Source organism: Bradyrhizobium sp. B117 (genome assembly GCF_038969555.1).
Lineage (GTDB): Bacteria > Pseudomonadota > Alphaproteobacteria > Rhizobiales > Xanthobacteraceae > Bradyrhizobium.
In genome coordinates this window covers 3231631-3254222 of sequence record NZ_CP152414.1, presented here as the reverse complement: position 1 = coordinate 3254222, position 22592 = coordinate 3231631, and the positions used below count along the sequence as shown (strand labels likewise).

The 22592-nt window shown below is 59.7% G+C and carries 21 protein-coding genes and 2 pseudogenes; 19 read left to right on the top strand and 4 right to left on the bottom strand.

The window, feature by feature from the left end; all coding sequences use genetic code 11:
* The first annotated feature begins 46 nt into the window (after window positions 1-46).
* From fghA to AAFG16_RS15945, 4 genes are all read left to right on the top strand, one after another.
* Complete coding sequence (gene fghA / locus AAFG16_RS15960) at window positions 47-892, top strand: S-formylglutathione hydrolase (protein ID WP_342739747.1); 846 nt, start codon at window positions 47-49, stop codon at window positions 890-892.
* A 409-nt stretch (window positions 893-1301) separates the two neighbouring features.
* Entirely contained in the window at window positions 1302-2306 is a 1005-nt protein-coding gene (locus AAFG16_RS15955; RefSeq protein WP_342739746.1) for a site-specific integrase, read from the top strand.
* Window positions 2307-3107: 801 nt separating this feature from the next.
* The gene (locus AAFG16_RS15950) at window positions 3108-3350 is read left to right on the top strand and encodes a hypothetical protein (protein WP_342739745.1); all 243 of its coding nucleotides are present in this window, start codon (window positions 3108-3110) and stop codon (window positions 3348-3350) included.
* A gap of 1815 nt (window positions 3351-5165) precedes the next feature.
* Complete coding sequence (locus tag AAFG16_RS15945) at window positions 5166-5657, top strand: Phasin protein (protein WP_342739744.1); 492 nt, start codon at window positions 5166-5168, stop codon at window positions 5655-5657.
* A 486-nt stretch (window positions 5658-6143) separates the two neighbouring features.
* Here AAFG16_RS15945 and AAFG16_RS15940 read toward each other — a convergent pair whose 3' ends face one another.
* Window positions 6144-6419: a hypothetical protein gene (locus AAFG16_RS15940; protein WP_342739743.1), complete on the bottom strand. Its 276-nt coding sequence runs from the start codon at window positions 6417-6419 to the stop codon at window positions 6144-6146.
* 699 nt (window positions 6420-7118) lie between these two features.
* On the opposite strand from AAFG16_RS15940, the pseudogene AAFG16_RS15935 reads away from it, so the two are divergent.
* The 3 genes and pseudogenes from AAFG16_RS15935 to AAFG16_RS15925 all read left to right on the top strand — a co-directional run.
* Window positions 7119-7918: pseudogene (locus tag AAFG16_RS15935) on the top strand (IS110 family transposase); the annotation flags it as partial.
* Window positions 7919-8093: 175 nt separating this feature from the next.
* On the top strand, window positions 8094-8531 hold the full coding sequence (locus AAFG16_RS15930) for a hypothetical protein (protein WP_342741125.1): 438 nt from the start codon (window positions 8094-8096) through the stop codon (window positions 8529-8531).
* Window positions 8528-8794: a hypothetical protein gene (locus AAFG16_RS15925; protein ID WP_342739742.1), complete on the top strand. Its 267-nt coding sequence runs from the start codon at window positions 8528-8530 to the stop codon at window positions 8792-8794. The genes AAFG16_RS15930 and AAFG16_RS15925 overlap by 4 nt, the downstream gene beginning before the upstream one ends.
* Window positions 8795-8840: 46 nt before the next feature.
* On the opposite strand, the gene AAFG16_RS15920 is transcribed toward AAFG16_RS15925, so the two are convergent.
* Window positions 8841-9023 (bottom strand): hypothetical protein, encoded by a 183-nt coding sequence (locus tag AAFG16_RS15920; protein WP_342733745.1) that lies wholly within the window; start codon window positions 9021-9023, stop codon window positions 8841-8843.
* A 784-nt stretch (window positions 9024-9807) separates the two neighbouring features.
* Between AAFG16_RS15920 and AAFG16_RS15915 the strand changes: the two genes are divergently transcribed.
* From AAFG16_RS15915 to AAFG16_RS15900, 4 genes are all read left to right on the top strand, one after another.
* Window positions 9808-10140: a hypothetical protein gene (locus AAFG16_RS15915; RefSeq protein WP_342739741.1), complete on the top strand. Its 333-nt coding sequence runs from the start codon at window positions 9808-9810 to the stop codon at window positions 10138-10140.
* A gap of 121 nt (window positions 10141-10261) precedes the next feature.
* Window positions 10262-10783 (top strand): Phasin protein, encoded by a 522-nt coding sequence (locus AAFG16_RS15910; RefSeq protein ID WP_342739740.1) that lies wholly within the window; start codon window positions 10262-10264, stop codon window positions 10781-10783.
* A 1323-nt stretch (window positions 10784-12106) separates the two neighbouring features.
* Window positions 12107-14203: a S8 family serine peptidase gene (locus AAFG16_RS15905; protein WP_342739739.1), complete on the top strand. Its 2097-nt coding sequence runs from the start codon at window positions 12107-12109 to the stop codon at window positions 14201-14203.
* Window positions 14204-14535: 332 nt separating this feature from the next.
* On the top strand, window positions 14536-14826 hold the full coding sequence (locus AAFG16_RS15900) for a hypothetical protein (RefSeq protein WP_342739738.1): 291 nt from the start codon (window positions 14536-14538) through the stop codon (window positions 14824-14826).
* 239 nt (window positions 14827-15065) lie between these two features.
* Here the strand turns inward: AAFG16_RS15900 and AAFG16_RS15895 are convergent, their stop codons facing one another.
* Window positions 15066-15188 (bottom strand): hypothetical protein, encoded by a 123-nt coding sequence (locus AAFG16_RS15895; protein WP_342739737.1) that lies wholly within the window; start codon window positions 15186-15188, stop codon window positions 15066-15068.
* A 163-nt stretch (window positions 15189-15351) separates the two neighbouring features.
* Window positions 15352-15579: a hypothetical protein gene (locus AAFG16_RS15890; protein ID WP_342739736.1), complete on the bottom strand. Its 228-nt coding sequence runs from the start codon at window positions 15577-15579 to the stop codon at window positions 15352-15354.
* Between the two features lie 198 nt (window positions 15580-15777).
* Here AAFG16_RS15890 and AAFG16_RS15885 point away from each other — a divergent pair, with 198 nt between their 5' ends.
* From AAFG16_RS15885 to AAFG16_RS15850, 8 genes and pseudogenes are all read left to right on the top strand, one after another.
* Window positions 15778-16179 carry a transposase gene (locus AAFG16_RS15885; RefSeq protein ID WP_128944731.1) on the top strand — a complete coding sequence of 134 codons (402 nt, stop codon included), beginning with the start codon at window positions 15778-15780 and terminating at the stop codon, window positions 16177-16179.
* Window positions 16176-16523, top strand: a complete 348-nt coding sequence (gene tnpB / locus AAFG16_RS15880; RefSeq protein ID WP_342739734.1) for an IS66 family insertion sequence element accessory protein TnpB — start codon at window positions 16176-16178, stop codon at window positions 16521-16523. The genes AAFG16_RS15885 and tnpB overlap by 4 nt, the downstream gene beginning before the upstream one ends.
* A gap of 92 nt (window positions 16524-16615) precedes the next feature.
* Window positions 16616-17744 (top strand): annotated as a pseudogene (locus tag AAFG16_RS15875) (IS66 family transposase).
* Window positions 17745-18950: 1206 nt separating this feature from the next.
* The gene (locus tag AAFG16_RS15870) at window positions 18951-19190 is read left to right on the top strand and encodes a hypothetical protein (RefSeq protein WP_342739733.1); all 240 of its coding nucleotides are present in this window, start codon (window positions 18951-18953) and stop codon (window positions 19188-19190) included.
* A gap of 283 nt (window positions 19191-19473) precedes the next feature.
* Window positions 19474-19650 carry a hypothetical protein gene (locus AAFG16_RS15865; RefSeq protein WP_342739732.1) on the top strand — a complete coding sequence of 59 codons (177 nt, stop codon included), beginning with the start codon at window positions 19474-19476 and terminating at the stop codon, window positions 19648-19650.
* 562 nt (window positions 19651-20212) lie between these two features.
* Window positions 20213-20704, top strand: coding sequence for a low affinity iron permease family protein (locus tag AAFG16_RS15860; RefSeq protein ID WP_342739731.1), 492 nt, complete (start codon window positions 20213-20215; stop codon window positions 20702-20704).
* Window positions 20705-20898: 194 nt separating this feature from the next.
* Entirely contained in the window at window positions 20899-21150 is a 252-nt protein-coding gene (locus tag AAFG16_RS15855) for a hypothetical protein (protein ID WP_342739730.1), read from the top strand.
* A gap of 797 nt (window positions 21151-21947) precedes the next feature.
* Window positions 21948-22451 (top strand): hypothetical protein, encoded by a 504-nt coding sequence (locus tag AAFG16_RS15850; protein WP_342739729.1) that lies wholly within the window; start codon window positions 21948-21950, stop codon window positions 22449-22451.
* The last annotated feature ends 141 nt before the right edge of the window (window positions 22452-22592 follow it).

Sequence of the window (22592 nt, the reverse complement as noted above, 5' to 3'; positions counted from 1 at the left end):
CAAGCGTTGCAATGTTGATGTGGTTAGATGCCACGGAGCAAAAGGCATGACGATCCAGACTGTCTCGACCAACAAATCCTACGGCGGCGTGCAGGGCGTGTATCGCCATGCGAGCCAGACGACCGGCACCGACATGGTGTTCTCGGTCTATGTTCCCCCGCATGCCGACGGCGCCAAGCTTCCCGTGGTCTGGTATCTCTCCGGCCTCACCTGCACGCATGCCAACGTCACCGAGAAGGGCGAATTCCGCAGGGCCTGCGCCGAGCTCGGCCTGATCTTCGTCGCGCCCGACACCTCGCCGCGCGGCCCCGACGTGCCAGGTGATGCCAATAATGCCTATGATTTCGGTCTCGGCGCCGGCTTCTATGTCGATGCCACGCAGGAGCCGTTCGCGCGCAATTATCGCATGTGGAGCTATGTCACCGACGAATTGCCCAAGCTCTTGGCGGGAAATTTTCCCGTCGATGCCAAGCGGCAATCGGTGATGGGCCACTCCATGGGCGGCCACGGCGCGCTGACGGTCGCGCTGCGCAACCCGCACCGCTTCCGCGCCGCGAGCGCATTCGCGCCGATCGTCGCACCCTCACAGGTGCCCTGGGGAATCAAGGCGCTGACCGGCTATCTCGGCCCCAATAAGGATGCCTGGCGCAACCACGACACGGTGGCGCTGATCGAGGACGGCGCGAAGTTTTCCGGCTTTCTGGTCGATGTCGGCGAGGCCGATAATTTCCTGAAAGAACAGCTCAAGCCGGAGCTGCTGGAGGCCGCCTGCGCCAAGGCGAGCATCCCGCTGACGCTGCGGCGGCAGGCGGGATATGACCACAGCTATTATTTCATCTCGACGTTCATGAGCGATCATCTGCACTGGCACGCGGAGAGATTGAAGGGGTGAGCTTACTTCCTTCTCCCCTTGTGGGAGAATTTTGCATTTCCTTGCAGTGTCTTGCGTAAACCGGAGGGCTTCTAACCCCCTGATATCCATAGTAAATTCTGCACAGTCCTGAAGCGGGGCGCAAGAGGTTGCACCCCGCACTTCCCGACACTAAAACAAACAGGAATGTGCAAGATCATGGCGAAGCCCCGTAACTATTCTCTCGAGACTCCCTCACTGGCAACGGCTCGGCCCCGGCCTCTCGCTCGGCTATCGGCGCAACGAAGGCGCAGGCACTTGGTCGATCCGCGCCGCCGATGGCCAGGGCGGCGAATGGCTGAAGAAGTTCGGCATCGCCGACGACTTCGCCAAGGCCGATGGCAAGGCCGTCTTCAATTACGGCCAAGCGGTCACCGAAGCGCGCAAGCTGGTGCGCGGCGGCGACGAGGACGAGGTCGAAGAGGAGCAAGGCAACAAGCCGGTCACGCTCGGGATCGCCATGGACCGCTACAAGGACGATCTGGTCTCGCGCGGCGCTGGCGCGAGTAACGCGACCACCCCGAAGGGCCATCTGCCCGCCAGCCTCCTGACCAAGCCGGTCCCGCTGCTCGACTCCCAGGAGCTGCGCAAGTGGCGCGATGGCATGCTGGCGAAGATGGCACCGGCCAGCGTCAACCGGTACTGCAAGGTGATCAAGGCCGCGCTCAATCTCGCTGCCAAGGCCGACCGGCGCATCAAGAACGAGCACGCCTGGACGACCGGCCTCCAGCTGCTGCCCGATGCCAACGAGGTCAACAACGTCATCCTGACCGATCCGCAGGTCGTCAGCTTTGTCCGGGCCGCCTATGCCCACGATGAAAAGCTTGGCGAATTTACCGACGTGCTGGCGCAAAGCGGCGCGCGGCCATCCCAGGCCGCTCGCCTCTATGTGCGGGACCTGATCGCGCACAAGACCGAGCCCCGGCTGATGATGCCGAAGTCGGCCAAGGGCAGCGGCCTCAATCGGACCAGCAAAAAGGTCGAGCGCTATTCGGTCCACATCACCCCGGCCTTGGCGGAAAGGCTGGCGAAGGCCGCGAAGGGTCGGCCCGCGAGCGCGCCGCTTCTCGTCCGGAGCAACGGCAAGACCTGGGGCGTCGATGGCAAGGGCGTCTCGGACGACTATCGCGAGGACGTTGCCGAGGTCGTAATGGCCATCGGCCTCGATCCGGACGAGGTCACGCTATACGCGCTGCGCCACAGCTCGATTGTCCGCAACCTGCTGCTCAACGTCCCCATCCGGGTCGTCGCGGCAAGCCACAACACGAGCGTCGCGGAAATCGAGCGGACCTATTCGAAGTTCATCACCGAGCATTCCGGCAACCTCTCGCGCCGCGCTCTGCTCGATCACCAGGCCGCACCAGCTGCCGATAACGTGGTCCCCATAGCTGCCTGATCAGCGCCCCGCTCAGGCGGGGCTTTTTTTTGTTTTCGCGATCCCACAGGCTGCGTCTAAGTCCAGTCGAAGCGCACGGGGCAGATCCAAGGACCAAGCGTCCGCCTCAATAAATGAAACCCTATCCGTGGTAAGCGAGCTTGATGTCCGCTATGCCTCTCAACAGCGGCGCGAAAGCAGACATCGCTGGAGGTCGCAGAAGGGCAAAAAGCCACTATTCTTCGGTCTGCGGGCCGCAGCAAATGTGTCATGGGCCTTGTTGGCGAATTTCTGGAGTGAGAGGATGGAAGCGGGCAACTATGAGAGACCGCTCTCGTGAACTCGACTACACAACGCATCCATTCTGACTACCTAGTGGACCAACTGATTTCGGGGTTTGGCACAAGTGCCATCGGAGAATTCAGAAAATTCCTTGCCAAGCATCCAATGGTCACCAAATGGTTGATCGTAAGCGACTTTGTGATCAACGAATCTCAGGCGGCGAACGATGCTGGCTACGGCCCATGTCGGCTAAGAAGTTCGCGAAGCTGGAGCGCCACTGGCAGCGCCGTGCGTGAGCAACATAGCGCAACGTTCCATGCCGTCCAAAATCTGGCGCCAGCTTTGTTCGTATCGCCAAATGCGGCCCTTTGCCTTAGGCATGAGTAGCGTACTCAAGATTAGTAGATGTCAGCGTTCTAGCTAGCACCGAGAAACCACGGCCGTAGTTGACCCGAGTGTTTGAGCGCAACGTTTGTGTTTTGCTGTCGGGACCGATTGATACTAACGTTCTGTCGCGTCCCTGACGTAAGGATGCCTGCCATGCCGCGCTACTATTTCGACTTGCTGGAGAACGATGTCGTTGCCGTAGATGAGGAAGGCCTAGAGCTTTCCAGCCTTCGCGCGGTACAGGCCGAGGCCGCCAAGTCGCTCGCCGATATGGCGCGTGACGCTGTGCACAGCTTCCCGCCCGCCACGGGTCGGCAAACCATGGCGATCGAGGTCCGCGATGAACTTGGGCCCCTGATGCAGGTCAAGTTCGCGTTTGAGGTCCTGAGGTCTTAGCGTCACCGCTGATTTCGGCTGCGCCTACGTCCCTGTCATGTGGAAGCGGCCCCTTTAGCACTGCTACCTTCCGGCCGAGTTGCCAAACCTCGACATCTCCGCGTAATGTGCCAACTGTGCCGATTACTCACTTTGTCCACTTTTGAACACACAGTGTCAAATGCGCAAAGTTGACTGGTTCGCCGTTCTGGTCGTCCTGCTCGACGTTGTGCCGGTCGTTTTGATCTGCCTGCTGCTCTGGAAGATCGGTTGACCGGCGCCCTGAGCGGCCGAAGACCAGACGCGGTTCAGGTTAGGAACAGCAAAAACCAACTTACCTCTTTCATAAGTTATAGCGGGAACATCTGGCAATTCGAATGCTAGCGTGCCGGGCTACTGACAAACCCGGTGAGCTACAGACCTGGAGTGGCTCTTGGAATGCGGCCCCGGTCATTCCCCATTTGGCTGGGGCCCTTTTTTGCGGTCAGTGGAAAACTTAGGACCGCACGCGGCGCGATTGACCTAAGTCAAACCGACGTTCTGCCAATCCCGACGATTCAACGCGACCGGGGACTCCCCATCCGGTTCGCCTGGTCGAGCCGCGGCTCTGCGGGCTCCAGCCACGTTTTGGATTGTAGCACTCGGCCTCGTCCTTCCGATCGCCGTGATCTTGGTCATGTTGTTCGTTGTGCCGTGGTGACCCCGAGGACAGATTGACCGGCGGCGCGTGAGGTCTAGCACCCATACCGACGGCTTCAGCGAGAACGTGATGCGCTTCATGCGCGAGATCGAGGCGCTGGACTGACAGAGGGCCGCTCACAACGGCGGCCCTTTTTTTCATCTCGACGACGGCCCCGGCCAACGCAGGGACAATGCTGCTGAAGGAGAGTGCCGGGGCCGCGACGCGAGGTGCTTGGGTTGCAGCCAAGCAAGATCACGCTACTCCCAGATCCAAGCGCCGCTCTGTTCACTTGTGCACTGTCCCCCGAAGGAACGTGCGACGCGATTCACCTAGGTTAGAACGGGGACAGCAAGCGTCCGGAGTTTCGCTGCGGCCTTCGACCTTTGAAGTGCGCGCGCGTTCTCCCGCATCAGGCTTCATGTTGGACATCGCAAGACACTGGAACGGCCCCGGCCGTGGGCGCGGTTGAGGGTTTGAGGCCGGGACCGCCGACTTGGCGCATTGCCAGTGCCAGTGCCAAGTAGCTCGAAGCCTACTGGACCTGCGCGCCGTTCCTCTGTTCGGTTGAGCACCTTGTTGAAGAAAATCACCAATCGACACGCGACCACAGGCTCACGAACAGCCAACCCGTACATCTATTGCCATATCGCCCGAACGACCGAGCCCCGTACGCGTTGGGCTTGCGACCAGCATGATCTGACTGGTCCCTGCGTGTGATTGGCCTAACTCCGTCCCCGGGTTGGGGCCGCTTTTTCGATCCGCGATCAGCACCGACCGCACCCGCCAACGCCCGCAAAGCGACTGGCGACGCCTTCCGCCGCGTCCTCGATCTCGCCGCGCAAGCGGCTCGCAGATATCCGTTTGGCATATCGCGAATCGACTCGGTGCCGGTGCATGCTTTCATAGGGCCTAGCGAAGTGGCTGGGCCTGTGCTCCGGCCCCAGCTTTGCCCGCCAGCGAGTTGGGGCCGCTTTTTGCCATCAGCTCGGCTCGTCATTTGTGATCCTCCGTGCGGCCTCCAGCGAGGCCTTGGCTGCACGCACGCCGTTGCGCGCCTCGCGGAGTCTCCAACAATCCACGGTTTGGAACGCCTCATCACAACGCCTGTTGACCTTCAGAAATGAAGTCGCACCCCCAATTTCTTGGAGCGTCAGATGAGCAAACGCAAACCGGCGACAGCGCTGAAGCGCGCCCGCAATCCGAAATTGGCCGCGCGGGCCCAACGGAACAAGCAGGCGATTGTTCGAAGCCAGAAAGAGGATTTACTTCGCTCTGTTGCGGCAGTCCCGACTGAGCCGCCTCTTCGGCTTCATGATGATCCTAAAGGGCCTCGTGTAGATACCTTGCCCGATGACCTTAGTCAGAGAATGACGGGTAGCGATCCAATGAAAGGCTTTGCTTTAGCGACCGCAAACATGCAGGCGTATCAAGCGAAGCTTCTTGAGATTGCCGGGGCCAACGCGCAATTAGCTTTTGAATTCGGCCTCAGATTTGCGTCGATCAGGTCACCAACTGAATTTTTCGGCGTCATTACGGAGTTTACAAACAGGCGGTTCGATATGTTCGGGCAGCATTCGAAAGAACTGGCGGCATATCCGTTCTGGCGCATCAATCCGCCCCGAGGGAACACGGGTCTGCCGGGATGATAACTGGCGGCAAAGGATGAACGCAAACTCGGATCACGCGCGCGCGGTTGCGGCGGAACGCCGTGGAACGAAGTAGACCCCGCCAATTCGGCGGGGTCTTTTTTTCGCGTCCGGAAACGCCCCTGTTACGCCCCAGTCAGTACAGTTGGCAGACTGACTGACCGGTCGCAACTGGAGGTGCTTGGTCGGTTTCACCAAGCGGAGGCAAGGCTACTCCCAGATCAAAAGGCGCTCAGTTCGCTTTCGCACTGTTCCCAACAGGAGAGCGTAGCGCTTTCGCACCCGAGGATTCACGTATGTAATAGCGGGAACGGCAAGCATCGGGAAAACTTGGCAATACCGGGGCTGGCGCATAGTTCACGTAAGAATCGTTTCACCCGGGTCTTTGGTATGACAGAGGCCGCAGCGATTGAGTTCGCTGCGGCCTTCGTCATTTGAAGCGGCGGTGCAGCGCTTTGCGTCAATGACGTCCACTCGCGCGAGCGGTCATCGCGATCTCAGCTTCTCGAAGATGATGCGCCCCTTGCGTTCACGGCGGAGCATCACCAATCCTGATCCTCCATGCGCTTGCCGATGTCCCAGCGACCTCGGCGGCAGTTGCCGTCGAAAAACGCCTTGACGTCGGAGCCCGTGAGAGCCCTGGTCGCCTGATAGGAGCACCTGCTGCTTCATGAACTTGCGGCCCTCCGCATAGATGAGCGCCAGCGCGTTCCTGGTCGGGTCGTTGGTCGCGACCGGCAACTGCACCTTGATCACCGGCATGGTCAGCCCCCCATCCCAGCGACCGGTTTGCCGGTGGCCCACCAAAATGGTTTCTGAATTCCGATGATGCCTGCGTCGCGGAGCCGATCCCCAGCGCGCTTGAAGGCGCCGCGCGGCGTTTGCGCCGCGGAGCGTACTTCTGGACAGAGCTCCGATTTATGACGAGTAGCGGCGACTTGAACTTGCTGTCGTCGAAGGGGAGCGACGACTGGCCGAACAAGAGGCGCTGATAATTGAATTGAAGCGGCAGAGTCAGACACGCGCGCGAGATTTCCCGCCAAAATCAGCATCTTCTGGATCAAGACTAGAACGCCTCCTCTCGCTGCGACCCCTGAAACGCCACCGCTGAAACCCTGTACATCCTTAGACCGGAGCGAACCACGGAGCAGACTATGCGAACCGCAGCCGGTCGCGGTTTCCGCCCAGCCATGTCGACGCTCGCTGGTGTCAGGAACGGCACCATGCAGCGCAACAACCTCAACTCAGGCATCCGCCCACAAATCCGTAAAAGCGCCAGTCCTGACGATTCATGATTGCTCCTGACGGCGACGGGAGAAATGTTCTTAAGCACGACGGTGGAGCATCGGGCCAGCCACAGGGGTTTGGCCCTAATTTGACTGCTAATGGGATGGTCCGGCCGTGCTCCGGCCCTGCCAGCACGAGAAGCTGGCAAGGGGCGTTCAAGACAAGGAGCGCGCCATGTCTCAGAAACTCAACGCATCGATCACCGTGATCGGCATCGATATCGGCAAGAACTCGTTCCACATCGTTGGCCAGAATCAGCGCGGTGCCATCGTGCTGCGGCAGAAGTGGTCACGCGGCCAGGTGGAAACGCGGCTTGCAAACCTGGCGCCGTGCTTGATCGGTATGGAGGCCTGCGTCGGCGCGCCATCATCTCAGTCGCAGGCTCCAAAGGCTTGGCCACGACGCCCGCCTGATGCCGGCGAAATACGTGCGCTCCTATTCGAAGGGCCAGAAGAATGACTTCCGAGATGCGGAAGCCATCTGCGAGGCTGTCCAACGCCCGACTATGAAGTTCGTCGCGAGCAGGACCGCCGATCAGCTCGACCTTCAGGCGCTGCACCGTGTCCGCGATCGATTGGTCGGTCAGCGTACCGGCGTCATCAATCAGATCCGTGCGTTCCTGCTGGAGCGGGGCATCGCCGTGCGGCAAGGCCTGCATTCCCTGCGGTCCGAGTTGCCGGGTATCCTCGCGACGCGCACCGATGTGCTCTTGCCTCGCATGTTGCGCATCATCGAGGATCTGGCGGGCGACTGGCGCCGGCTGGATGCACGTATCGAGGGGCTGTCTAGCGAGATCGAAACACTGGCCCGTCAAGATAAGGCCTGCGAGCGACTGATGACGGTGCTCGGCATTGGCCCGCTTATCTCAAGCAATGGTGGCCGCGATCGGCACTGCAGAGGTGTTCTCGAAAGGCCGCGACTTCGGCGCCTGGCTCGGACTGGTGCCGAAGCAGACCTCGACCGGTGCTGATCGCGGATCGAAAAAAAGTGGCCCCAACTCAGGGGGGCGGAGTTGGGGCCAATCACACGCAGGTACCAGCCAGATCATGCTGGTCACTAGCCCAACGTGTACGGGGCGCGGTAGTTCGGGCGATATGGCAATAGATGTATGGGTGGCGCGATCGGTTCCGTTCCTGCTAATACGCCGCCATGACCGATCTGACGCATCGCCGAAGCGACAACGACCAACACGAGACCTGGCACATCTATTTCGGCGACGTCCTCATCGGAACGATCGGCATCCGCGCTGGCGTTCCGACAGGCGGTGATCAGTGGGGCTGGAAACTTGGGTTCTATCCGGGCATGGAACCCGGCACGCAGCGCTCCGGCTCGTCCGCGACATTCGATGAAGCCCGCGCCGCATTCGAGCGCGCGTGGCAGGACGTAGAACCGACGCTTCGCGAGGACGATTTTGAAGCTTGGCGGCGAGACCGCGACTTCCACTCGTGGAAGTATCGCATGCAAGCTGGGGGGTACCGGATGCCAACGCAAAGCGCCAACGGCTGGTCGAGGTGCTTCTGCGGAGAGCTGATCCCGATTGCCTGCGAGTTGCACGTTCACACCGCTCACCGGGGGATCGGCGCATGAAGCACGTTGGGGACCGTCCCTACGCCGACCCGGAGGCAGCCGCACGCAAACCGATCGAGCTGGCCGCCAGCATCCCGCCGGTTCAGGATGGGCGCATTCACATCGAGAAGATCAACCCACCGTTCCTCTTCCAGCTCAAGGCGAGCGGTCCGGAGTTCGGCGCTGGGATCAAGTATGCAATCGAGAAGGGCTGGCTCGAATTGCACGAGAGCGGCACCTATGTGCGGCTACGCGATAAGCCTGACGACCCAGTCATCTTCTGAGCCTTGCAGGCATCCGATGTAGCGTGATCGCCAGTCCGATCGTCACCTAGCGCTCCGTGAGAAAAATCACTGATCGGTCCTCGAATTCACTGACTGGGAGATTGCCTGCGGCTGCTGTTAGTGCCGCAACAGATATCGTTCTCGCAGGCACGGCGCGGTGAATAGGAACCATGGCCGCAGTCACGGCGGCAGCAATAACGAGAGCAAAGGCGGCAATTTGCTTGGTCATGGAAACTCTCCATCCCAGCCCCTCGGACGTAGGTCTCGCGGACACCCTGCGGTGGTTCAAGAATGGCCGATCTTTTTTAACGTCAGCGGATCTGACTGGGACAAGGTAACGCGGTCAGAACGGAGATAGGAACGACGCACAACGGGTCCCATTTTTTGCTCAACTGGCTCGCCGCTAAGCCAGCAAGCGCGGCCCCGGACCGACCGACCTGTCCCCTCCAGTCATGGCGGCCGGGGCCGCTTCAATCACATCGCGCTGTTCTTCATCGCGCCCAGCAGGAACAACACACGGGCGGAAAAATTTGGTTGCTCGTTAGCCCTTCACGCGGGCTGGCATGAAGGGTTGGCGGCGGCTCCGGGTCCTTGCCGGATCAACCGGAGCCGTCCTCAAAGCCGGTCGCCTCGAATTTAATCTCCAATCCGGTCCATTTCGTACAGACGAAGAGAACTCTCGGGCTGAGATTACCGAGCGCATAGCATTGAAGGGAGGTCCGACATGACTTGCGCGCGCTGCGACGGCACGCACTGGGTTTGCGAGAACCACCCCGAGCGCCCGTGGGAAGGGCCCAACGCCTGCGGCTGCGGCGGCGCGGGTGTGATCTGCCCCGTCTGCAACAGGGTCGGGCCCGACGAGTTGCCGTTGCTGCCAAACGGGTTCGAGACCGGCTTTACGACCACCGACGTCATGCGTCCATTTCTACGCAAGGCCACGAAACAATAGCCGAGCTTGACGCATCTGGCGCGACCGCTTGGATCGATCGATCTCGCCTCGGTGGAGCTGTGTTATGCGTTCTTCCCCGTCGATTGTGCCCGGCTCCGACCGGGACATCTATCTCGTGCTCGATGACTTCGGCGGCCACCTTGGCCGGGCATGGACCGAGACCGACGAGGAGCACACCGACCGCGAGACGCTGGTGCGGCACCTGTTGGAGGGGCAGTACAGCAACCCGGTCCGCGTGGTGAGCTTCAACACCTCGGAGGGCTGGAGCCGCGATGCCTCGGAGGAGATCGCCGACGAGCTGCAGCAGCGCTGCGCCGCGCGTGGTGACGTCCCGCCATCGCTGGAGGCGTTCCTCGACGCCCATGGTCGACCCGACGTCCAACTCATCCTGCTCTGACATGGAAGAGCCGACACGGCTTCGAAGGGAGACTCCCAACAATCCACGGTTTGGAACGCCTCATAACAGTGCCTGTTGACCTTCAGAAATGAAGTCGCACCCCCATTTCTTGGAGCGTCAGATGAGCAAACGCAAACCGGCGACAGCGCTGAAGCGCGCCCGCAATCCGAAATCGGCCGCTCGGGCCCAACGGAACAAGCAGGCCCTTGTTCGAAGCCAGAAAGAGGATTTACTTCGCTCTGTTACGGCACTCCCGATTGAGCCGCCTCTTGGGCTTCATGATGATCCTAAAGAGCCTCGGGTAGATACCTTACCTGATGACCTCAGTCAGAGAATGACGGGCAGCGATCGAATGAAAGGCTTTGCTTTAGCGACCGCAAACATGCAGACGTATCAAGCGAAGCTTCTTGAGATTGCCGGGGCCAACGCGCAGTTAGCTTTTGAATTCGGCCTCAGACTTGCGTCGATCAGGTCACCAATTGAATTTTTCGGCGTGATTACGGAGTTTACAAACAGGCGGTTCGATATGTTCGGGCAGCATTCGAAAGAACTGGCGGCATATCCGTTCTGGCGCATCAATCCGCCCTCTAGCGATTTACGAGACGGTCGGGAACAGCAAAAAACGAACTTACATTTTGCATAAGTATAGCGGGAACATCTGGCAATTTGAATCCTCGCTGCACCGGGCTGCTGACAAACCCGGTGAGCTACAGACCTGGAGTGGCTCTGGAATGCGGCCTCGGCCAAGCCCCATTGGCTGGGGCCGTCCCCTGTGCGATCAGTGGAAAACTTAGGACCGCACGCGGCGCGATTGACCTAGGTCAAGCCGACGTTCTGGCAATCCCGATGATTTAACGCGACCGGGGTCCCCCATCCGGTTCACCCGGTCGAGCCGCTTAAGCCCAACGGCGGCTCTGCGGGCTCCAGCCATCATCCAGAGGCTGGAGCCCGTCCGTTTTGCGGGGACGTAAGAACTGCTCAAGGGAAGATGGCGAAGCTTGATTGCCAACGATTTGGTTTGTAGCGCTCGGCATCATCCTGCTCTGGCTCGCCTTGTTCGTGCTGCTCGTGAGGCTCTGGGTCGCGCATCGAGACCGTTTGTGAATTGGATCACTGCATAATTCCTGTTTATGCTGTTAGGGTCCGCTTATCAATTTGCTACCATGCAAAACGGTGGAGTGAGGCGTAGCGAGCGGTTACGTTCGGATAGAGTTAGTCCCTCCGGGCTTGTCGGCGTTACCGACCAATCTGGATTCAACTCATCAAGTAGGCTCGTAAGAGATGTTCATTTGGAGGAGCGCCAATGTACGAAGTCTTCTTGCCCCACAATTTGGCTGATTGCTGCCGTCTGGTGCTATCGAGAATGCCAATCGCGGTCCTATTAGCCTGTGGGCCTACGGCTATTGCGTCCGCGCAATCCATTACTCACTCCGAAAGGACTGCCGGTCAGAGTGGCGTCATGCCCCTCGAGCGGGATAGCGAGGGAGACCCCATTTCGCTCGAAGCGATGCAAGAGGGGGTGAGAAACTTTCAGCTGCGGCAGACTGACATTGGGCCACTTGGCGCGACAGGTGCGGAAGACCTAGTCAAACGGGGCGATATGGGCGCGAGTAAGTCCGACGGTGCAGTGGCAGATCGGTCCCTCCCCCCTATTGATCGCAAGCCGCCTCGCGACGCACTACCCCACGAAGGCGTGGAAGCGACGGCAGTCCGGACAGAAGCACCTAACAGGCCGGTGTCTGCGCCGAAAGCTCGGCCGGCCCCGCCGGCCGATTATCCTTCGCGCAGCGACACGGAAGTTCGGCCGTTCGATGTTTATCGCATCGGATTCTCGGGAGGATCAACAACACCGCCCCCCGGGATCGACCCACGCATACGATCCGATCTTGCGGCAGGCGAGCGGACGGAAACGTATGCTTTTCTGCTGATGGAATCCCTCCCCGACGCGTCTACTGAGCGCGCCTTGATGAGCGAGCTCGGCGTCGCATCGTTAGGACTGCATGGAACCGCACTCAAGGTTCGGCTCCTCTTAAGTGCACAAACGTTGGAGGGCATCGCTGGATTGCCCGGGTTTAAGTCGCTGACTTACCCTTCCCCCGATCAAAAATTAGCGCCGGAGCTGAAATCTGCGATTGAGCGCCTCGGCGCCGCGGTGGCTCGGTTCCCAATTATCATCAGCTTGTTCGAGACTGATTTCAACGGAGGGTTCGCCGAACGGCTCCGGGCAGCTGGTGCCGAGATCGGTCGGTACGATCCACGATTGCGAAGCTATGAGGCTCTCGCAACGCCCGACCAAATTCGCTCCCTGTCCGGCTTGGACTTCGTCCTGTTCATCGAGGTCGAGCGCCGAGGTGGTGGGGGGCACGATCAGAGCATGGCTACGAATGGCGTTGATTACATTCGCGCGTCTGGCTTCCTGGGTGCTGGAACCGTCTTGGGCTTGCTCGATACTGGCGCCATGCTGGGCAGCGCGGCTGCGACCATGCACCGAGATCTCAACAAGAACGGATGTGGGATCAACTTCACCACTGACGCAGCAGGCGTTTGGAACGATCAGAATGGCCACGGCACTCATGTTCTTGCGACCATTTCGGGGACAGGCACCGCAAAAGCTCGATTCCGCGGCGTCGCAACTGCTCTTGGTTCAGGCGAACGGATCCGGGTCGGAAAGATTTGGAAATCGACTAATACGGGACAGAACTCTTGGTTGCGCGACGCGATCGACTACATGGCGGACGCGACCAGCTGCGGTGCGCCAAGGCCCTCTGTCATCAATCTGAGCGGTGGGGCGAGCGGCTCGGGACAGACGGGGACCGATTCCGAATCGCGCAAGCTAGATGCCCGAGTCTGGGAAACACGCCAGGCCTATATAGTCTGCTCGGGCAACAGCGGTCCGGGGGCGCAATCGATCTGGTCTCCTGGCGTTGCCAAGAATGCGCTGACGGTCGGGAACGTGCAGGACTCAGGATCAAGCCAAGTTGGCGAATTGTCCAACAGCAGCAGCCGAGGCCCGACCGGCGACAATCGGATGAAGCCAAACCTCGTTGCAACGGGCGCGGTGGTTACCTCCGCGCAAGCGGGAACGACGGATGGCTATGTGGATAAAAGCGGGTGCAGCATGGCGACGCCACATGTCAGTGGCATTGCGGCGACGCTGCTAGAGCACTATCCCGATTTCAGAAATCGACCACACCTACTTCGTGCCCACCTCATGGCTTCCGCTATGCTGCATTCTGACGAAGCCAGCCCGTCAAACAACACCGGCGGTGGACGCAATGATTTTGGGCTCGGACGCGTCTCCGACTATCAATCGCACTGGGCGCGGCTCGACCCCAATGGCTGGAGCGGCCACTGGGCGTGGATGACGATCACGGACAAGTCTTGGGGCTTTTTCGACATCGACGTGCCTCGAGGAACCAAGCGCGTTGTCGCCGTACTGACCTGGGACGAGCCCGAGGCGAGTGCGGGAGCATCACAGGCGGTGACATACGACGTCGACCTGTGGGCCGATCCTGGCGCGAGCTGCACGCCGGACGCAGTTGGACAATGCGGCGCGTGGGCTTCGCAGTCTAACATCGACAACGTCGAATATCTTATTATTGACAATCCACCTCCAGGCGTTCTTCGGCTCAAAGCGATCAACTGGAGAGCCCCATCATTCGGCTTACCGGTTGCGATCGCGGCCAAGATCATTCGTGGCGATCCAACCCCTGCGATTTCTATGACTGCTACTCCGAGCACAACGTCCCCTGCGGTCGGATCGACTTTCACAATCAGAACAACCATCTCCAACCCGAGTTACGAGGCGTACGGGGTTCAGGTATCGGCGGCCGCTGCATCAGGCGGGATAAGCCTGCTTGGAGTCTCGACGACTCGCGAGGACGGGGTGGCGATGGATTTTCCAAATGCTGCCAGTCTCACACTCGGTACTGTAACGGAGGCGGATACGCGTTCCGCGCTCTGGAAGTTCAGTGCGAACGCGCGAGGTCCGCAGACCGTCCGCTTTGTCGGCTGGTCCAACAATGGTGGGACAGTGTTTAAGAGCGTGACTGTTACACCTTAAGCGGCGAGTGCTAATCACAGGCTCCGACGGAAGGTGAGCAATCGCTTGAGGATCGCTGCACCCGCCGGCCTTTCGCCTATCATACGTTATGGAAGAAGTCGGCCGATGAACTACGGCAGCTTCGGCCACCAGCCCAGCATGCCTCCGTCCAATTCCAAGCATCAATTGCAGCACAGCCGGCGAGCCTACGACCAAGATCGCGCATTGGGGAGCCGCCGGCTGCTCCAGCTCAAATCTACAATCTGCTAGCCGGTAGAGCTTGGCCTGGCTTCCTCATGAGGTGCTTCGGCCGGTGGGTAGGCTGTCATGTAGGATGTTGCAATCGTCAGAAGATGGACGGCAGCGGTGCCCAACTGCTGCATTTCTTTATCGAGCGTGTATATGCCCGCGGCGCGGTGATATGCCATCGTTACTGTGGCGTAGGCATCGGTGATGAATATTGCCAAACGGTCATTGCCGTCATTTCCTCGTTGGCTGCGTCGTTTTACAACCTCAAGCGCGGCTTCAGCAGTGTCTCTGGCGATCTGCGCGTCATCGGCAAACGGATCAATGACTGGACGGCAAGCGGCGGATGCGCCTTCAACCGCCTCGTAAAATTGCTGTTTGCGTGGTTCGTCTGCTGATAAGTAACTTCGCAGAAAACGCCGCGTTCGGGCAACCACGTATCTCCGATCCTCTCGGATTACCTTCCGCCGGGGGTCAGTTTTAATCCAGTCAAACACACTCGGATCTCGCTAAGTTGCTGATTAACCTATGACGACTTTCATGTTAATCCGTCGCCAAAATCGTTTCAGGGCAGAGCTAGCGAGAGGACCGCTCCGGATCAATCGGGGTAATCCGCAGGCCCGCTTCATTTAGAGCCTCAACAATTTGCTTTTCCAAGAAGCTTGGCCTCTTCAATTCCACATTGCGCGTCGGGATGTCCTTTGAAAAAAGCACAAATTGCCGTGGCAATGATGGAGTTCACCTGGTGCGGATCATCCATTTGCTGCGCCGCTAGAGGCGGCTCCCTCAAGCGGGCACGGACACTCTGGTCTTGCCCGGCGTTATCGTAAGCCCAAGAACGAAAGAATGGCGAGGATGACGACGATCAACCCTACTAGATAGATGAGACCGTTCATCGCTTTTCTCCTTGGGTCGAGAGCGCCCTATGCCAACGCTACGGGTTCTTTCTTTGAAATGGATTGCTCAAGCGCCGAAAGCCTCTCGAGCTCAACCTCCTTGCTGATCGCAGCTAAGGCGTTGCCGATCTTATTCACGATCCGAACCAAGTCGGCATCAGAGATGTCTAGCCGCCTCCGAACAGATTTCACCTGCTTTGCGTCGGCGAGGTTGAGCGTCGTGCGGATCGGGCGAGACGATTTTGCTCGCAACATAGCCGGCCTCCTGCCTTCTTAAGAGCGGCAGGCCTTGATTGTTCCAATGTGTTCTCTGAATTGAATCCGATCAGAGTTTGCCGGGCTAATCCCAGGCACCTTGAAGCCAGAACGTAAGCCTCCGGTGAAGGCCGCCTTCCCGGATAGCGCTCGAGCGTGAGATGGTTTGCTCATTAATTCGCAAGCAAATGAGCAAACGTGACGACGGTTACGGTTCTGTCCGGTCCTGAGCGGCGACGGCGGTGGACGAGTGCCGAGAAGCTTCGGATCGTGGAGGAGAGTCTGGCGCCGGGGGCCAGTGTTGTCGAGGTCGCTCGACGGCATGACGTTCACCGCAATTTGGTTACGGCTTGGCGACGGCAGGCGCGGACCGGCGTCCTCGCTTGCGGGCCCGAGCCAATACAGCGGCAGGATGACGAGGTCCGTTTTGCGGCAGTCTCCATTGCGCCAGACCGGCAACCGTTGAGGGCGCCCTCAGGAAGCTGCGGTGCGATCGAGATTGAGTTCGCGGCCGGGGCTCGGATGCGGATCACAGGCGCGGTTGACGCGGCGACGCTGAGCGCAGTCGTGGCGGCGCTGGCTGATGGACGGCCACGATGATCCCGTTGCCTGCCGGCGTGCGGGTATGGCTGGCGACCGGCCATACCGACATGCGGAAGGGCTTTCCGTCGCTAGCCTTGCAGGTTCAGGAGATCTTGCATCGCGACCCGCTTGGCGGCCACCTGTTTTGCTTCCGCGGTCGCCGGGGCAATCTTTTGAACGTCATCTGGCATGACGGCCAGGGCGCCTGTTTGTTCACGAAACGCCTGGAGCGGGGGCGCTTCATCTGGCCGAGCTCGGCGGAGGGTGTGGTGACGATCTCGTCGGCGCAGCTCGGTTATCTCTTGTCCGGGATCGACTGGCGGCACCCACAAGAGACGTGGCGGCCGACATCGGTCGGATGAGGCTTTGAGCTTGCGGTTGTGATGGATGTGATTCCATCATCGTCGTGACCACATCTGAATCGCTCCCCACCGATCTTGCCGCCGCGCATGCGATGATCCTGGCGGAGCGCGCCGCTCGTCTTCAAGCGGAAGCGGTCGCGGCGAGCGCCAAAGCGGAAGCTGCCGACGCGGCGGCCGAGGCCCTGATCAGTTACCTCAAGCTCGAGATCGAGAAGCTGCGTCGCCATATTTATGGCAGCCGCTCGGAGCGCAAGGCACGGCTCCTGGAACAGATGGAGCTTCAACTCGAAGAGCTGGAAGCAACCGCAACCGAAGACGAGTTGGCGGCTGAGAGGGCGGCAGCCAAGGCGCAGACGGTACAATCCTTCCAGCGCAAGCGTCCGTCGCGCAAACCGTTCCCCGACCATTTGCCGCGCGAGCGTGTCGTGGTCGCCGCACCGCAGAGCTGCCCTTGCTGCGGCTCATCGAAGCTATCAAAGCTGGGCGAAGATATCACCGAGACGCTGGAGGTCATTCCCCGGCAGTGGAAGGTGATCCAGACGGTGCGCGAGAAGTTCTCATGCCGGGACTGCGAGACGATCACCCAGCCGCCGGCCCCCTTCCACGTGACGCCGCGCGGCTTTGCCGGGCCCAACCTGCTGGCCATGATCCTGTTCGAGAAGTTCGGCCAGCATTAGCCCTTGAACCGGCAGAGCGAGCGCTACGCCCGGGAGGGCATCGATCTGAGCCTGTCGACACTGGCCGATCAGGTCGGCGCCTGCGCGGCTGCCTTACAGCCGATCTATGGGCTGATTGAGCGCCATGTCCTCGCCGCCGAGCGGCTGCACGGCGATGACACCACGGTGCCGATCCTGGCCAAGGGCCAGACAGTTATCGAGCTCCTCATCGGTCGCCAAGCCAATCGACTACATGCTGCGCCGCTGGGATCGGTTCACTCGCGTCATCGATGAAGGGCGGATCTGCCTGACAAACAATGCGGCGGAGCGCGCGCTGCGCGGCTTTGCTCTCGGCCGCAAGTCCTGGCTGTTCGCCGGCTCGGAACGCGGCGCTGACCGCGCCGCCATCATGGCGACGTTGATCATGACGGCAAAGCTCAACGACATCGATCCGCAAGCCTGGCTGGCGGACGTCTTGGCCCGCATCGCCAGCACGCCGCAAGGTCGGGTCAATGAGCTGCTGCCTTGGGAATGGAAGAATAGCCCCGTTCAGTCTGCAGCCTGATCGGGCCACCGCACCGCGCGATCATCCCGCGGCCCTCACCGGACGGTTACGCCAGAACTGCTGCACTATGGATTGCTTCGAAGCAGAACGCAGAATGAAGTGGACATTCGTGCACTTTGCGTTGCTTGTCGGAGCGGGAATTCCCACTAGCTCTCAGATAAGGTGCATTCCACGCAGTATCGGCGAAGCGCTCGCGTGCTCGTTCGCTCCGACACAGTTGACAACTCGGACGGGGGCACCTTCCCTAATCACTGCGCATAAGCGCCTCGCACAGAGAGCTGTCACCTCCCGCCTTGTTTCTCAAATGCTTGGTCACCGCCTAGAAGCCGGAATCTTCGTCCGGATTTAACCCTAGCTGCCAGCGAGGGCCAAAGCCAAAGAGAAGGCGCCCACCGGTTCGCTTCGATGGCTTGTAGAATGGTACTACGATGAGAGCGAAACCTTTTCGTCGCTTGATGATCGCACCAAGCACGTTCGCAAACAAATCTTAGATTCGATTTGCCTGGACCAAGCGGGTGATGAGGACTTTACTCTGATCGGGAGTCTGGATTGTCGAGACATCCCAGCACTCGCCGTGCGGAGATTGCGGGACCGAAACCGTCACGTCAGAGGACATCGAAGTCTGGGCTTGCTACCCGGAAGCTGCATTCACTTTAATCGCGGGCTCCACGGTGGAGCAGTCCGACGAGGATTTTCGCCTCGGCGCGTTTGACATCGGCGGCCCTTGAATAGGAGTAGGCGCCGCGCGCAGCTTGCGTGCGCGCTCGTTTCCTCAATCAAAACAGGCCCTCGCTCGCGGCAGCTTTTATCGGTCATCAGATCACGGACGTACCAAAGACTGCCGTGCATCAAATTCGCAGTTCCAGAATTAACTCGCAGCTGCGACATCAAGCTTAATTCGCGACTTTGGTTGCGACGGCAGCCGGCTCCACTAGGTTTACCGCGACCGGATGTTGCTTGTCCGGCCCCCGTGGCGAAGTCGGCGCGCCATTATATTCGGCGCGTCGGCTCCGTCCCTATGCGCGAAAAGCGATATGCGCAAATTGCTTTTGTACATCTTCGGTGTCTGTTTCTGGATCGCGCTCGTTGCGGCGATTGTCACAACGGTCGCGCGCCTCAGCACCGAAGCAAAGGAACGGCGCAGCCACACATCAGCCGTCCACCTTTCAAAGACCAGGAATTAGCCGGCGCCAAGGAGCGATCCAAATGTCGAAAGCGATGGAGCTGATTGTCGCCGGATACGTCACTGCAAGAGACGAACGAGCGCTCTCCGAGTTGCTTGCACACCGGCGCAAAATGCTCGACGACCTTCGCGGCATCTCTAGCGTCGATGCCGCGAAGGCCATTCAGGATGTCCAAGACGAACTCGCGATCATTGAAGCAGGTATGGAGCAATTGAAGCCGCCGCCGGGCTCAGTTGCCGGAGAAAGAGCTGAGAATAACTGAAGGCACTTTTCTGGGGCCTTGTTGTCGGCGGTCGCTAGATAGGCAAAGGATCGGTGCCCGATCGCGCCCACGCGGGAGCCGCCGTCAACGATAGCAGAGTTTGAGCCGGCGGCTGCTCGCCGCCTATCCGGCGCGAGGGAGGCCCGCGCTAGGTCGGTATAAAGTGCCGACCCGATTCCCATGGCTGAGAACCATCAGCCGCCGCAGCGCAGCATCGAATTGTGTTTACTCTCGCCGATCGCTGCGGCTAAACGTCGGATCACCAATGTGTGAGGCGTTTTTCATGAGTGCTTTTCAGGCGAAACTGGATCGATTTGAGTGCCTCGCCGCCGAGTGCGAGGAAATTGCCAAGAAATCGGAAGGAAGCAATCGCGATCTGTACCGGCGGGCTAGCCGGCACTATCGTGAACTGGCTGATGATATGCGTGCCCTGATCGCGTCCTTCGATCTCGCCGCGTAACCTTTCGTCCGCAACGTCACATGAACATTGTGCTAGCCGTCTGCTGTTGCAGCAGCGGGTGCAAAGTCTATTTAGCAAGGCCGCTTCCGTTCGATTTACTGCGATAGGGCACGGCGCGCTCAGAAGCTCTGCGGAGCGTTTCCGAAGAGCAAGCGCTAACTAAGGCGTGCAGCGCGCTGATTGGCTGGACGCGCCTCGGCGCGATCCGGCGTCGTTCGGTCGAGGGTAATCAGTGCGCAAAAACGAGATAAAGGAGCGCCGCGACCAACAGGACCCCTACAACGGCATTGGCGTTCGCTGACGGCATGATGGTTCAGCTTCCGCTAGCACCCGTCGTCGTTTTTTTTCGGATGGCATGGGCCCGCGTGCCCTCCAGCCAACCGACATTACCAAGCAATTACGCCCAACATAAAAAGGCCAACAGCGCCGAATGCCGGCAGAGCTGCCAATGTACTCAGGGTCAAAACCGCCAGATCCTTTTTCGTCTTCGTCGTCATAACCATCCTCGCTCGTTGGAAGTCAATGAACCGCTCGAGGTCACGCTCCGTTCCCCGGCGCGGCCATGGGAATTTCGCTCTGGCTCAGGAACCTACCGCGTGTTCGGGCGCCGAAAGCATTGGATCAAGGTGAAGAGCCGCCGGCATCTCGAACTGTAGAGGGTCGTGGAACCGACAAAAGCAGCGCCACGTTGATTGCCATGGCCCTGAAGGAAGTCCGAGGCTGGTTGACCAATATCGGCGTGCTGGCTGCGCGGCCAGCCGCGTTCGTCGTGTTTCTCGTTTATGCCGCGCTTTGGATGGTCTTCGGCAAGGGCCTAGAGTGGCATTCGCTTGCCACTCTCGCGACCTGGGGAATGACCCTCGTGATCCAGCGCGCCGAGCACCGCGACACGCAAGCCATTCATGCCAAGCTGGACGAACTCCTGAAGGTTCATGGGGACGCCAAAAACTCGCTTATGAATATTGATGACAAGGATGCTGAGGAAGTCGAGCGGGAACGAGCAGAGGTGCGTGCATCGTGTGAGCCGCGGTCTAAACAACTCGGTCGCGTTTGAATGCTCACCGTCGCGGTTCCGGAATTAACCCGCCACCGCGACATCAAGCTTAATTCCAGACTTTGATTGCAGCGAAGCTGCGGAGCGTTAGCTTCTCACGGCCGGACATTGCCGTTGGTCCGGCCCCCCGATGGCGAAGCCGTCGCGCCATCATACTCGACGCGGCGGCTTCGTTGTCATTGCAGGCTATTCTATTGAAACAGCAGTCAGACTACGGACTTGATCTCATCGAGATGCGTCGTCAACTCACGGCCCTGCGCTCGCAACACTCTGACGATCTTGCCATTGCGTCGCTATTAAACCGTTTCCTCGTGAAGGTCGCATTCCTCTCGGAGCCGAAAGACCGAGAACACGAACAATATCTCCGAGCTGAGTTTGCAGAGACGCTGAAGAAGGTGGAGGCGATCATCTCGCGCAAGCCAGCAGTGAAGCGACCGGCGGACTAAACGATCCAAGTGATACTAACGATTGTATCTCGTTGCGCTCGCGAGCGGCGGCGCCGACGGTCAGGCGATCCGGATGTAGCTCGCCCGGCCAGCGCCGGTATCCGCTCATATCTGCGCAGCACGCCCTCCCAAGGCCCCGGCTTGTACGATCGCTTAAGCGCTGAATGGCAGACATCCCGAGCAAGCTCGCTTCCCCGGTCCACTGCCGCGCCCTGACTATCATTGCTGCGCCCAGAATCGGCAGGACTGTAGGAACGCCCGGCCATCGCGATTCAGGGAGCGGATAGACGATACAAACCGCGACCAACGCCCAGCCAAGCCACGGAATCTTGGAAGCACCGTTGGATCGTCGCCTGATTTCTGCGGCAGCGATCAATCCACCGGCCAAAGGTTCCCAAGCTCGGGCACGCAAGGAGAAAAAGGAAGAGCCCATCGCGTCGCTTTGGGTTGCCGAGCTTCATGCTTCTCGTCTCGGGGTGACGTGTGGCACCTGACCGCGATGCTCTGCAGGTCGCCTCGACTGCACTACCAAAGGATTATGGATCGCGTATCCAGGCAAGGCTGGGACACACTTAGTCAAACCTTGGGTCCCATCCCGGGTGGGGGATCCTAATTTGGCGTCGCCCCCCTGCCGACTTCAAATTTCCTCCACTAAAGGTTCGCCGCCGCCGAGCTGACTTCACTGGCGGCCTGCTGCAGCGGTCCACTTACATGTGCGAAAGTGTGCATCCTGAACCTACTTTTGGCGCTGCTGCCGCTGGCCTTGACGTCACAGGGCGCGTTGGTAGGCTGGCCGCATGAGCATCTTCGGTAAGCAGCACGGTACTCTGGTCCCCGTTCACGCAGACAACGCTAAATCAAAAGATTGGCTTGTCCTTCTGGAGGCGGCCACCATCGTTGGCCAGCAACGTGACAAGCTCCGGGTGGCACTGACCACGCAAGAGCGGAAGCTCGTAAAGAAACGCAGGCTATTCGGTAAGCCGCAGTATTTCGTTGTTATAGACGGCTATGATCCACGGATACATGCACTCTATTTTTGTCCTCAGCTCTACAAAAACGAGAACGGCAGCCTAGTCCCGCTGACGGGGCCGGAAATCGGGCAGTTGATGGCTCAAGCGCTTGAGGGCGGTGCAATCGAAAAATCGCCCTGGTATGAGCCCGCCGAGGGCACACCGAAGGATCTCGTGATCAAGGCTGCTCCTAACATGGAGCTTGACAGCTTGGTTGTCGACGCGACCAACCCGCGGGCGAATAAGCCTGCACCGCTGCGCGCAGTCGGGACCAGCGAAAAGGACAAGTGAGACATTCAGGACCACCGCTGTCCTACAGGGTGCATCGCTCATAGCCTCGGGCGCCACAAAGCTCCTTAGCTGTCTAGCTCACGGCCATTGTGGTTTCCGCTTGATGAGCCACTCACACATTATCTCTGGAGATGGAGACCT